This is a genomic window from Ferrovibrio sp. (assembly GCF_025869515.1).
GTDB lineage: Bacteria > Pseudomonadota > Alphaproteobacteria > Ferrovibrionales > Ferrovibrionaceae > Ferrovibrio.
The window spans coordinates 11,615-23,571 of the sequence record NZ_JAOZVR010000118.1 but is presented as its reverse complement, the minus strand read 5'-3'; the positions used below and the strand labels follow the sequence as shown (position 1 = coordinate 23,571).

The window sequence follows — 11,957 nt, the reverse complement described above, 5'->3', positions numbered from 1 at the left end:
ACAACTGCATGAACAGGCGTCCACCGTGACGCCAGAGGAGGACTAGATGCTGGTCGAGAAAGTGCATCATGTGGCCTACCGCTGTCGCGACGCTAAGCAGACGGTCGAATGGTACGAAAAGCACTTGAAGATGAAGTTCATCCTGGCGATTGCAGAGGATGAAGTTCCCTCGACCAGGGAACATGACCCATACATGCATGTGTTTCTGGATGCCGGAAACGGGAATGTCCTGGCGTTCTTTGAACTGCCGGAGCAGCCGCAGATGGACCGTGACCGCAATACCCCGGAATGGGTTCAGCACTTGGCATTGAAGGTCGGCTCAGTTGAAACGCTGCTTGCGGCGAAGAAGAACCTGGAGGACGCAGGCATCTCCGTGCTCGGTCCGACAGATCACACCATCTTCAAGTCCATCTATTTCTTCGACCCGAACGGCCATCGCATCGAACTGGCGGCTGATACTGCTCTTCCCGGGATGCTGGAGCAACTCGACGAAGTGAAGTGGGACATGCTTGACGAATGGGCGAAAACCAAGCGTGCCCCCCGGCACGCCCGCTGGATGCATGATGGCAGCTTTAAAGCGGCTGGAGCGGCACAGTGAAAATCGCAAGCCTTAAAGCTGGCCGGGATGGCCAACTGGTGGTTGTTAGCCAAGACTTGACTCTTTGCGTTCCGGCGCTGGAAGTGTCGGCGACGATGCAGAACCTGATGGACAACTGGGATTTCGCCGCACCCCGGCTCCAATCCATCTACAATGAACTCAACGCCGGAAAAGTCCCGAACGCTGTCAAATTCGAACCGGAAAAGTGCCATTCTCCACTGCCTCGGGCGTATCAGTGGGCCGATGGTTCCGCCTACCTGAACCATGTCGAATTGGTCAGAAAGGCGCGAGGCGCCGCCGTGCCAGAATCGTTCTATTCGGAACCCCTGATGTACCAGGGCGGATCGGACAGCTTCATTGGTCCACGTGATCCGATCGTCGCGGCCGAGGCCTGGGGCATCGATATGGAAGCTGAGGTCGCCGTCATTTGCGGTGACGTTGCCATGGGGTCTGACGTCCAAGCCTGCGCAAATGCTATCCGTTTGCTCATGCTCGTCAATGACGTCTCACTTCGGAACATGATTCCGAATGAGCTTGCCAAGGGGTTCGGGTTCTTCCAGAGCAAACCGGCAAGCGCCTTTTCGCCAGTAGCTATTACTCCGGATGAACTTGACGGTGCATGGAGGGACGGCAAGGTATGCCTTCCGCTACGGGTGAAGCTGAACGGCAAGGATTTCGGTAGGCCAGACGCGGGAACCGGCATGACCTTCAACTTCCCGCAATTGATCGCGCACGTCGCGAAGACGAGAGATATGGAAGCCGGAACGATTATCGGATCTGGAACTGTGTCAAATAAGCAGGGCGGCCTGTGGGGCTCGTCTGTCGAGAACGGTGGTGTGGGTTACTGCTGTATCGCGGAAGTCCGTATGTTCGAGATAATCGCCAATGGCGCGACGACCACTGAGTTCATGAAGCACGGAGACACAGTTCGCATTGAGATGCTCAATGGCGCAGGTGACTCGTTGTTCGGAGCCATCGAGCAGTCGGTCATCGCGCTGGAGAAGGTGAAGTCGACGATTGGCGAGAAGATCACTTCCATCTGGAAGTAACGGCTTGTGAACACCGGGGGAACGTGAGAATGGGCGGCTCAAATCAGATCAATAAATATCTGCGGTAACACGCGGACCGGTCAGCAATTACAGTCTCCAAGGTTCCCGAAGGACTGCCGAAGCGAGATCGCACTGATTACTCGTACTCAGTGCTCGCGAAGCACAAAAAAGTCAGAAACTGAGGGAACCAATGGGAGGCTGCCAAAGGCACCAACTTGGTGGTTAAGTATATCACGTTCCTGAAAGGCGATGTGGCTCTGGAACGCGAGAAGTTCCAGGAACGCTATATCGTCGCCGCCAAGAGCCTGACTAGAAACGGAGAGATGCCGGGACGCCTTGTCGTAAACCTCGTCATCGATCCCCCACTTGACGTGCCATACAAGCCGACACCCGATAACGCGGATGGCCCAAAACAGTACGACATCATCGTGGAGTATATTCCGAGTGCCAGCTCGGCCTGGGCAAGTGAACAGGTCGTCAATCTGGCAAGCCTAGTTCCCGGTATTGCGGCGGCACACACCTTCCGCGTGGAAGAAATCATCGAGCGCGACAGCGTCGCCATCGTCGTTGGACAACGTTCACCTGGCGTGAAATACGTAGGGCGGCTCAAGTTCCGTTCGGACTTGCCAAATTCCGCAGCACATAGAGCCTGGGCTCTGCATGCAAAGCGGGCTTTGAAGGTGCACGTTGGCGCCGTGAAGTACGCGAGGAACATTGTGATTGAGGCATTGGATATTGGCGCACCAGATACAAGCGGCGTGGTCCAGCTTCATTTTCCCACTATGCAGGACCTAGTCGAAAGGTTCTTCGATAGCGACCGTGGCGCCGAAGCAATCCAGCACGATGTCGCTCACTTCGTTGAAAGCGTCGATTGCCTCTATGTGAACGAATATGTGCTGGCAACTTAGGCGAACGAAGAGAACGTGGGCGGCCTTCGCTCGGCTGTGCCGTGCGGCCCTCTGATTGAACTTCCAACAATGGCCGATGGCCGGAGCGCAACCTGCTCTTGATTGCCGAAATCTCGGATGGCATCGCCCAGATATCGGCAATGCGGTGGCTCTTTCTCGACGGCACTTTGCGCGAAATGCATGAGAGCGGCCGATTCTTCTACGGCGACTATGCCGGTCTGGTGACCGACCAGGTTCAGGTGCGGGTCAATGCGCCGATTGCGGATAACATTGCCCACTGCGCAGCCGTGTATTCCTGCGGCTGGCGAAGCGAAGACATGCGCGGGAACACGTTCACGGCTAGGCGCTGTATCCGCCTGGCGCAGCTGCTGGCGGGTATCAACTGGCATTTCGCCTGGCTTATGGCGCGCACCGACCGCCGGAAAGCCCATGCCTTCGCCGAGGATGCCTTCGGCATCAGCAGTGTCGAGGCCGGTACGGAAGCGGCCTTTCCCATTGGCGGGCTGAGAAACCGAACTCAATGATTGAGAGTTTGTCCCAAGTTTAGGGATCTGAGTTCAATGCCTCATAGTTTGACGGCCGACAAGGAAAGGCCCAAATTATATTATTAGTTGTTCCAATAAAGTTGTCACTCACCGAGTGAGTTATTTCATGCGATCTCTAGGCAAGGCGGCCAATATTGATTGGTGGCCTTGTTTTTTGACTTTCACATTCAAGCGGCCTTAGGGCCGCCTGATAGCGGATGGTCCGGTCTCCACGCCAGCAGCGCAGATGAGCCTATCTCAAAGTACAGGTCTTTCTGTTTTTTGGGTCGCAAAATCTAGCACCCGGCACGATGTCTAGTGCCCGATGCATGGATGACAATTGCCTCGCCAAAACAGGAGGCAATCATGAACGTGAATATTGTATCGCAGCCCGGAAAATCTAAGCCCGACGAAATGGTTCCGTCGCGCTATGCACTGCAGGTCGGCGACTATGAAGTGCTGGTGATCAGCGACGGCGTGTTGACGATTCCAACCTCGGTGCTGGCCACCAACGCCGATCCGGCCGCTTTGGCAGCCTGGCTGAAGGATATGTTCATGCCGCCGGACGTGCTCGAATGGCCGCTGAACGTGGTCGTGGTGCGTGGCCGCGGCCGGACGATCCTCATCGATGCCGGGATCGGACTGGAGTATCCGGGTTTCCCCAAGGCCGGACGCCTGGCGCAACGACTGGAGGCTGCCGGCATCGACCTCGCATCCGTGACCGATATCGTGCTCACGCACCTGCACATGGACCACGTTGGCGGGCTGCTTGGTGACGGGCTGAAGGGTCGGCTGCGACCGGATGTGCCGATCCACGTGTCCGCGACTGAAATCGATTTCTGGGCCCAGCCCGATTTCTCTCACACCACCATGCCAAAGCCGATTCCGCCCGTACTCCGGTCGGTCGCCACCCGGTTCCTGAAAGAATACGGCAGCCAGCTGCGGCAGTTCGACGATGAGCACGAGGTGGCGCCGGGCTTCGTCGTTCGTCGCACCGGCGGCCATACTCCCGGGCACAGCGTGGTTCGCATTTCGTCGGGCAATGATCGGCTGACCTTCGCCGGGGACGCCTTGTTCCCGGTCGGGTTCGAGCATCCGTACTGGTACAACGGGTTCGAGCACGACCCCGAGGAGTCGGCCCGTGTCCGTGTCGATCTTTTGCGGGAACTGGCAGGAACTGGTGAGGTGCTGGTGGCGGCTCACCTGTCGTTCCCGTTCTGCCGGGTAGCCGTCGACGGCGATGTATTCCGTTGGGTGCCTGCCCACTGGGAATACTGACCACCTGTCTTGTGCCGGCGCCGGCTGAGGCGCCGGTACATCAGTATCCATGGGCCGGTCGACACTTTGTGGCGGCCGGCCTTTTTCTTGCCAACTGACGGCGTGGGGCGTGTCGTCCGTCTTCTAAAGCCGCTATTCCCTGGCGATATCCCGAGCAGTTGCGGGCAAGGCCTCCCAGATGCGGACCAGCTCTCCAACCGAACTGATCCCCATCTTGCGCATGGCATTGCTGCGATGGAGTTTCACCGTCACGTCGCTGATGCCGAGGTCGAAGGCAATCTGCTTGTTCTGACGGCCGCGCACCACTTCCTGAAGGACCTCGCGCTCGCGCTGGGTCAGCCCCTTGAGGCGCTGGATATTGCGTTCGATCACAATGCCACGAGCCCGTCGTTCGGCGTCCAGCGCAATTGCCGAGGTGATGGCATCAAGAAGGTCCTGGTCGCGCACGGGCTTGGTCAGGAAATCGACTGCGCCAGCCTTCATGGCCTGTACGCTCATCGGGATATCGCCATGGCCGGTCAGGAAGATGATTGGCTTGACGTCGCCCCTTTGCACCATGCGTCGTTGTAGATCGAGACCGCTTGCGCCAGGCATTCGCACGTCCAGCACGAGGCAGCCAGGCGCCTCAAGGGCATCGGCTTCGAACAAGGCGGCTGTCGATGCAAAGCAGGTAGAACTGAATCCTGCAGATTGCAGCAGATCCGCCAGTGCCTCCCGGATCGCAGCATCGTCATCGACAATAATGACGGTCGGTTGCTGCGGACCCTGATCGGTCTGCGAAGAGGGCTGCTTCGATCCCCGCTGGAGCGGCTGGTCAACTCCCATGATCACTCCCCATTCGCTTGTGTTGCAAGGCATCCCCGATAGCCGCGAGTAGAACCTGGCCATCGAACGGCTTCCGGAACAGCCCGCCGATGTCCTGTGCGCGCTCCTGGTCCACAATTTCGTGGCGACCGGTAATCAGGAATACCGGCAGCTTGGGGCGCGCCTTCTTCACCTGATCGCGGAGTTCAAAGCCATTCATTCCCGCCATACCAATGTCGGTAATGAGCAGATCGATACTCGATGTGTCACTGGCCAGCAGCGCTCCTGCCGACGAGAAGCTGCGCGCGATATAGCCGGCTGATTCCAGCAGCTCCTCCAGGGATTCGAGGACTCTCGGATCGTCATCCACCACTGCGACAACTGACTTCACATTGCTCATTTTCTCGGTCCTCCCGCCCGACGGGAGTGGGTGACCTGTATTCCCAGTCGCTCGGCGACCCGCACGAGGTCCGCGAAGGAATCGGCACCCATTTTCTGTGTCACATTCCTTCTGTGGACCTGCAGCATCACTTCGCTGATCCCCAGTTCGGCGGCAGCCTGCTTGTTGAGGAGGCCGCTCACCACGAGCGGCAGGACTTCGCGTTCGCGTGGCGTCAGGGCGAGGTAGCGAGTTTGCAGGCTTTCCAGTTCTGCCCGTGCAGCCCTGTTCTCCCGGTCCTGGGCGATTGCGGCACCAATCGCGATCATCAGGTCTGTATCGCTGAACGGCTTGGTCAGGAAGTCGACGGCGCCGCGCTTGATCGCGCGCACGGAGGAGGGAATGTCGCCATGCCCGGTGATGAACACAATCGGCGGATGATGGCTCGCGGCGATCTGTCCCTGCAGGTCCAGGCCGTTGATATCCGGCAGTTCGACATCGAGGACCAGGCAAGCAGGGACATCGGGCTTGTCCGCCGCGATATAGTCACGAGCCGATCCGAAGGCGACTGTGCGCAGCCCGTGCGACGCGAGAAGGTCTGTCAGCGCCTCGCGGATCCGCGCGTCGTCGTCAACAATGAAGATGATCTGGTCATCGGTACTCATGACAAAACTTTCGACTCTATCGGTAAGGTGAAGGCGAGAACCGCGCCCTTCGGTTCGTTCTTTTCGGCCCAAAGCCGGCCGCCATGCGATTCGACAATGGACCGGCAGATCGCCAGGCCCATGCCCATACCGTGTTCCTTGGTGGTGAAGAATGGCTCGAATATCCGGTCCGGAGTCTCAATCCCCGTGCCATGATCCCGGATATCGATCCGGAGAGTGCTGTCGATGCGACTGACGCGCACCGATAGGCGTTTTCCCTCGGCAAGGCCGGTCATGGCTTCCATGCCGTTGCGGATCAAATTGACCAGAACCTGCTTGATCTGTACGGCATCCATGAAAATGGCCGGAAGGCCACGGTCGACCTCGACATCCAGCAGTACACGATGGCGTGCGGCTTCCTCGGCGATCAGATTGTGTGCTTCCGCCACGATGTCTTCGATCGCGCCATTGGCCCTGGTGTCGGCTGACTGTTTGAACAGGGCGCGGATGCGGCTCACGACATCCGCCGCCGAGTTGGCATCACGGATGATACGGTCGACCGTCTTGTTGGCCCGCTCGATATTCGGCGGATCAGCCGTCAGCCAGCGGTGGCAGGCATGGGAGTTGGCAATCACCGCGGCCAGCGGCTGGTTCACCTCATGGGCAATGGAGGCGGAAAGTTCGGCCAGGCTCGCCGCCTGACTTTGGCGCGCAAGGCTATCCTGCGCCGCGCGTAATGCCTGCTGGGCATGCATCTCGTCTTCAATGTCGATTGAGACAATGTGCCACTGCAGGATGGCGCCAGAGGCGTCTCGCTGCGGTTGCGTGCGTGCCTCGATCCAGCGATAGATGCCCTGTTTGTCGCGCCGTCGAAAACGGTTCACGAACGGCTGCCCAGTCGCAAAACCGTGCGATGCTACGGCAAACATCCTGGGGAAATCTTCAGGATGAGCGACGTCCCTGGCCAGAGCATCGAAGTCATCGATATGCACCAATGGCGCACCGACTTTATCGATGTAGCGTTTGCTGGCATAGGTCATTTTACGCGTGGGTGCGAAGCTGAGAATATTGATCGGCAGCGCATCGAGAAGTTCCCGCAATCCGCGCTCCCGTTCACGCAGCGCTTCCTCCGCATGCACCTGATCGTCGATGTCGTGGCAAAGGCCATACCATTGTACGATACCGCCATCCTCGCCGCGCAGCGGATCGGCACGGCTGGACATCCAGTGGTAGACGCCATCGGCACGACGCAGGCGATAGCGCAGGGCAAATGGCTCGCCAGTTGCCAATGAATACCTGAGCGCAGTCCTGAATCCGGGCGCATCGACCGGATGGATGGCTTCGATAAGTGCATCCAGCCGCGTCGCGTTCGGCCGGTCTATATCGGCGACACTCATACCAAGGAAGTCGGCCATGCGCCTGTTGAAGAAGATTGGTTCGCCATCTGGCGTCAGTCGCCATAGATGGCTGGGCACCACGTCCACAAGCTGCGTGAGCTCCCATTCCCGGTGGCGCAGGGTGTCCATGCTTTTGCGAAGCGTAAGCAGTCCCAGGCGGTGTTGACGCGAGATCGCCGCCACGATCATCGCCGACAAGGCAGTGATGGAGAGGAAGAGTTGCAGCAGGATATGCCTTTCTTTCGGGGATTCAGACACGCCCGGAAATTCGCCGCCACTCGACATAGAGTATGCGGCGGTGATCAGACCGAGGAACATCAGCGCGATGGCAGCACCTTTAAACTCGAAGCGTACGGCTGCCCATAGCAGCGGCGGAGCGACAATGTAGGTAAAGGACAGGTAGTGGTTCAGGGACAGCGCGGCAACCCCGGCGAAGATCAGGCCCAGGATGGAGATCTCCATCCATTGGGCGGCTGATAGCTGGGTCCTGTCACCCCAGTTCTGCAGCACGGCCAGCGCCAGCGGCGCGACGATCAGGACACCCGTGGCGTCGCCGATCCAGAACAGGGGCCACGCGGTCCAAAAGCTTTGCGACAGAATGTCGAACCCGTCGACGGTCGCGGCGCCGATCGTCGCAGCGATGATCGGCGCGACCCCTGCGCCCAGTGCGACGAAGATCAGCATCTGTTGCAGTGTATCCAGGCGCACCGGATCACCCAGCACCCGGCGGATGAGCCATGCACCGATCACGGCTTCCAGTGCATTACCGAAATAGATCAGGATCGCTGCGGGCAGCGGACTGCGGAACCATAAAGCATTGGCGAATAACTCGGCGAAGCACCCGGCCAGTAGCCACCAGGCCCATGTCGAGCGGGATGCGAGCAGGAGCGTAGCGATGAACAACCCGCCCGGCAGCCAGATCGAAATGCCGGTTCCCGGCATGAAGGCCAGAATCTGGGCAAAGGCGCAGCCCAGCACATAGGCAACGATAAATAAGCCGAGATGGATGAATTTCGGGCGCTGTGTCCAGAGGCCGGTCATCTGCTGTTCCCCTCCGGACCGGAGCGGTCCAGGGCTTAGGCACGTCGTCCAACGCTTGACACTAATTGTGCGATATCAGCGCCGCAACTATGGAAATCCATGCATTGCCGCGCAGAGGAAAAAAGACCGCCACTCATCGGGTAGGGATGAGTGGCGGCCAAGTCCGGTCAGCCCAGGGGAGGCTACCGGGTACGCCACGTCGCCGGGGACTGCGCGTGGCGGCAGACCGGTGGCCAAGGGGGCGAGGCCACCGGCGAGGAGTCAGGTGCGTCGCTGCGAAGACGACCTGCCGGTTGGGGCTCAGGCCGTGAAGAAAGCGAGCAGATCTGCGTTGATCATGTCGGCATGCGTTGCGGCCATGCCGTGTGGCAGGCCCTTGTAGAGCTTGAGCTTGCCGTTCCTGACCAGCTTGATGGCCTTCTGGGCCGCGTCATGCACCGGTACGACCTGGTCGTCGTCGCCGTGCATGATCAGCACCGGAAGGTCGATCTTCTTCAGATCCGCAGTGAAGTCGGTCTCGGAAAAGGCCTTGATGCAGTCGTATTGTGCCTTGGTGCCGCCCATCATCCCCTGGCGGAACCAGTTGTGGATCAGACCCATGGAAATCTCGCTGCCCTTGCGGTTGAAGCCGTAGAATGGGCCAGAGGCGAGTTCGAGGAAGAATTGTGCCCGGTTCTTGAGGTGGGCTGCGCGGAAGCCGTCGAACACCTCCAGCGGCAGGCCCTCGGGATTGGTGGCTGACTTCACCATTACCGGAGTCACAGCGGCAATCAGCGCCAGCTTGGCGACACGGCCGGGTTCGGCGCGGGCGACGTAATGCGCCGCCTCGCCGCCGCCGGTGGAATGGCCGACGTGGATCGCGTTCTTCAGGTCCAGCACCTTGGCCAGCTCGATCAGGTCGGCGGCATAGGTGTCCATGTCGTTGCCGTTATCGGTCTGGCTCGACCGGCCATGGCCACGACGGTCATGCGCGATGACGCGATAGCCCTTGGCATAGAAATACAGCATCTGATTGTCCCACTCGTCACCGCTGAGCGGCCAGCCATGGTGGAACACGATAGGCTGCGCATCACGCGGACCCAAATCCTTGAAGAAAAGACGGGTTCCATCGCGCAGGGTGATCGTATCCAGGAAGGGGCCTTCCTGGGCATTGGACGTCAGCGTGATCGGTGTGGCCTGCGCCCGCGCAATGCCGGGAAGCGATGCCGTGGCTGCAAGGCCGAGACCAGCTTTGAGCAGGCTGCGTCGCTGCGGAGCGTCGGTATTGATGGATTGAGTCATTGCAGGTTCCTTCTTTCTTTTGGGCCGGGTGAGGAGTGGGTGTGCTTGATGGTCTGACGTCAGGTCAGCGACATGCCACCGTCTACGGTAAGCTCGATTCCGGTAATGAAGCTGCCTGCATCGCAGGCGAGGAACAGCGCGGCGCTGGCCAGATCTTCCGGCAGGCCCATGCGGCCCAGCGGGATCATGCTGCCCATCGCCTTCACGAAGTCAGGCCGTTCCTTTTCAGTCACGCCAAGCTTGTCGAGGATCGGTGTTTCGACGGGGCCGGGGCTCAGCACGTTGACGCGGATCTTCCGGGCTTTCAGCTCCAGGGCCCAGGCGCGGGCGAAGGCACCGATGGCCGCCTTGCTGCCGGCATAAACGGCATGATTGTCGAGTGATTTCCGCGCGGCGATGGAGCTGACCAGGATGATGCTGCCGCCGTCGCGCATTATGGGCAGCATTGCCTGAACGCCGAAGAACACCCCGCGTGCATTGACGCCGAACTGGTGATCATAGTCCTCTACTGTGACCTTGTCCGATGGGACAAGATTGATGACGCCGGCGTTGGCGACGAAGATGTCGAGTCCGCCGAAGCGGCGGCGAACCTCATAGGCCAGGTGTGTATGATGCGCGATATCCGAGGAGTCGCCGGGGATGCCGACAACGCCTGGGCCAATTTCCGTGACCGCTGCATCGAGCACGCTCTGTCGGCGGCCGGTGATGACGACTTTGGCGCCCTGCTGGACAAACAGACGCGCCGTGGCCTTGCCGATCCCGCTATTGCCGCCAGTGATGACCGCAATTTTTCCCGCCAGAGTTTGCATCGACACTTCCCGTCAGTTGAATGAACTGCTCGGTCGGAGTGTGTCAGTGCAGGCAGGTTTCCGGAATTGCACGCCGGTCTAGCCTGCCGTCGCCTTTCGTAAGGAGCACTAGGGCTCAGGTATGGTGCGCCCTATCCATGCTGCCGCGGACGGAGAGTTTCAGTCGTGTCTAGATCGGCAGAGTGCGGCGCCATGCGCCCGGGTTTACACCTGTGACAGCCTTAAAGACCCGGCTGAGATGGCTCGCATCGGTAAAGCCGGAGGTTACCGCCACCTCGGCAAGCGTCAGGGTGTGTACCTGCATCAGGGCTTTCGCCGTTTCGACGCGCCGCCGCAACAGCCACTGATGCGGCGACATTCCGGTCGAGTGACGGAAAGCGCGCGCGAAATGGCTGGACGACAGGCCGCATTCCGTAGCCAGTGTTTGCAGGGTTGTGGCGCCGTCCAGATTTGCGTCGATGTAGTCGCAAACCCGCTTGAGCTGGCGTTGGGTCAGGCCACCCTTGGCGAGATTTCCGATGGGTTGCAGCCCGCCGTAAGCGGTTGCCGCATGCAGGGCAATCGCCATGGTCACATGGTCGACGAACAGCTGGTTGGCCTGATCCGGCCGGCGAACCGCGTCCAGCAGCGACATGCCGAGATGCCGTATCACCGGGTCGTCGAAGGCCTCGCCGAGCGGGCAGTATAGGTGATGTATCCGCATGGCGTTCGATTGCTCGGCCACGGCATTCAGTGCGCTGAGCGGCACATAGAAGAAGATCGAATGATAGGCCTTGTTGATGACGTAGCGCGGGTCAGTCTTCAGATCGTAGATATACGTTGCGCCGGCGAAGACATCGAATTTCTTTACCTTCCGTTCGGCCCATCCCTCGCAGTCGGGATAGTCTTTCAGCTTCAGGCTGATCATGTAGGCATCATCGGCGGGCATGGAGCCGGACAAGCCGGTCTCGGGCATATCCGAACGGACCTCGGTGATCGCGATCTCGGACTTGCGCAGCGAGCGATTCACCAGGACAGGTGCAATGTCCGAACGGAGCACTTTCCCCAAAGCTTCCCCATATACGCCGGGCTGCATCATAAGGGCCGCGCTCCTTTCCGGCCGGAATTCCAGAATCAGCGGTGTAGTCCCGCCATTTGCCTGTATGCAGCGAAACTATTACGCTCCGAGTCGCCGCGACAACCTATGGTTCGCCATACCCCGGCCAGCCTGGCAAGAATTGTATAAAATGATCGTTCGATATCTAA

12 protein-coding genes are annotated in these 11,957 nt (G+C 59.5%); 5 read left to right on the top strand and 7 right to left on the bottom strand.

The genetic code is table 11. The features are described 5' to 3' along the window. The first annotated feature begins 46 nt into the window (after nucleotides 1-46). The 5 genes from OJJ21_RS22010 (at nucleotide 47) to OJJ21_RS21990 (ending at nucleotide 4,357) form a co-directional block, all read left to right on the top strand. On the top strand, nucleotides 47-598 hold the full coding sequence (locus OJJ21_RS22010) for a VOC family protein (RefSeq protein WP_297689909.1): 552 nt from the start codon (nucleotides 47-49) through the stop codon (nucleotides 596-598). Next, nucleotides 595-1,647 (top strand): fumarylacetoacetate hydrolase family protein, encoded by a 1,053-nt coding sequence (locus OJJ21_RS22005; protein WP_297689907.1) that lies wholly within the window; start codon nucleotides 595-597, stop codon nucleotides 1,645-1,647. The genes OJJ21_RS22010 and OJJ21_RS22005 overlap by 4 nt, the downstream gene beginning before the upstream one ends. Before the next feature lie 218 nt (nucleotides 1,648-1,865). Continuing rightward, the gene (locus OJJ21_RS22000) at nucleotides 1,866-2,555 is read left to right on the top strand and encodes an EthD domain-containing protein (RefSeq protein ID WP_297689905.1); all 690 of its coding nucleotides are present in this window, start codon (nucleotides 1,866-1,868) and stop codon (nucleotides 2,553-2,555) included. A gap of 98 nt (nucleotides 2,556-2,653) precedes the next feature. Next, nucleotides 2,654-3,079, top strand: coding sequence for a hypothetical protein (locus OJJ21_RS21995; protein WP_297689903.1), 426 nt, complete (start codon nucleotides 2,654-2,656; stop codon nucleotides 3,077-3,079). A 366-nt stretch (nucleotides 3,080-3,445) separates the two neighbouring features. Continuing rightward, nucleotides 3,446-4,357 carry an MBL fold metallo-hydrolase gene (locus OJJ21_RS21990; RefSeq protein WP_297689901.1) on the top strand — a complete coding sequence of 304 codons (912 nt, stop codon included), beginning with the start codon at nucleotides 3,446-3,448 and terminating at the stop codon, nucleotides 4,355-4,357. A gap of 132 nt (nucleotides 4,358-4,489) precedes the next feature. Here OJJ21_RS21990 and OJJ21_RS21985 read toward each other — a convergent pair whose 3' ends face one another. From OJJ21_RS21985 to OJJ21_RS21955, 7 genes are all read right to left on the bottom strand, one after another. Then, entirely contained in the window at nucleotides 4,490-5,182 is a 693-nt protein-coding gene (locus OJJ21_RS21985; RefSeq protein ID WP_297689899.1) for a response regulator transcription factor, read from the bottom strand. Then, nucleotides 5,172-5,561, bottom strand: a complete 390-nt coding sequence (locus OJJ21_RS21980; protein WP_297689897.1) for a response regulator — start codon at nucleotides 5,559-5,561, stop codon at nucleotides 5,172-5,174. Before OJJ21_RS21980 ends, OJJ21_RS21985 begins: the two co-directional genes overlap by 11 nt. Next, nucleotides 5,558-6,205, bottom strand: a complete 648-nt coding sequence (locus tag OJJ21_RS21975) for a response regulator (protein WP_297689896.1) — start codon at nucleotides 6,203-6,205, stop codon at nucleotides 5,558-5,560. The genes OJJ21_RS21980 and OJJ21_RS21975 overlap by 4 nt, the downstream gene beginning before the upstream one ends. Next, nucleotides 6,202-8,622 carry an MASE1 domain-containing protein gene (locus tag OJJ21_RS21970; protein ID WP_297689893.1) on the bottom strand — a complete coding sequence of 807 codons (2,421 nt, stop codon included), beginning with the start codon at nucleotides 8,620-8,622 and terminating at the stop codon, nucleotides 6,202-6,204. Before OJJ21_RS21970 ends, OJJ21_RS21975 begins: the two co-directional genes overlap by 4 nt. 300 nt (nucleotides 8,623-8,922) lie before the next feature. Beyond that, on the bottom strand, nucleotides 8,923-9,753 hold the full coding sequence (locus OJJ21_RS21965) for an alpha/beta hydrolase (protein WP_366093580.1): 831 nt from the start codon (nucleotides 9,751-9,753) through the stop codon (nucleotides 8,923-8,925). Between the two features lie 209 nt (nucleotides 9,754-9,962). Then, complete coding sequence (locus OJJ21_RS21960; RefSeq protein WP_297689889.1) at nucleotides 9,963-10,712, bottom strand: SDR family oxidoreductase; 750 nt, start codon at nucleotides 10,710-10,712, stop codon at nucleotides 9,963-9,965. A gap of 169 nt (nucleotides 10,713-10,881) precedes the next feature. Next, nucleotides 10,882-11,790, bottom strand: coding sequence for an AraC family transcriptional regulator (locus OJJ21_RS21955; protein WP_297689887.1), 909 nt, complete (start codon nucleotides 11,788-11,790; stop codon nucleotides 10,882-10,884). Nucleotides 11,791-11,957: the final 167 nt, after the last annotated feature.

Excerpts from the sequence above, each read along its gene's own strand:
- OJJ21_RS22010 (WP_297689909.1), top strand. The coding sequence starts at position 47 with ATGCTGGTCGAGAAAGTGCATCATGTGGCCTACCGCTGTCGCGACGCT.
- OJJ21_RS21990 (WP_297689901.1), top strand. The coding sequence starts at position 3,446 with ATGAACGTGAATATTGTATCGCAGCCCGGAAAATCTAAGCCCGACGAA.
- OJJ21_RS21985 (WP_297689899.1), bottom strand. The coding sequence starts at position 5,182 with ATGGGAGTTGACCAGCCGCTCCAGCGGGGATCGAAGCAGCCCTCTTCG.
- OJJ21_RS21980 (WP_297689897.1), bottom strand. The coding sequence starts at position 5,561 with ATGAGCAATGTGAAGTCAGTTGTCGCAGTGGTGGATGACGATCCGAGA.
- OJJ21_RS21975 (WP_297689896.1), bottom strand. The coding sequence starts at position 6,205 with ATGAGTACCGATGACCAGATCATCTTCATTGTTGACGACGACGCGCGG.
- OJJ21_RS21970 (WP_297689893.1), bottom strand. The coding sequence starts at position 8,622 with ATGACCGGCCTCTGGACACAGCGCCCGAAATTCATCCATCTCGGCTTA.
- OJJ21_RS21960 (WP_297689889.1), bottom strand. The coding sequence starts at position 10,712 with ATGCAAACTCTGGCGGGAAAAATTGCGGTCATCACTGGCGGCAATAGC.
- OJJ21_RS21955 (WP_297689887.1), bottom strand. The coding sequence starts at position 11,790 with ATGATGCAGCCCGGCGTATATGGGGAAGCTTTGGGGAAAGTGCTCCGT.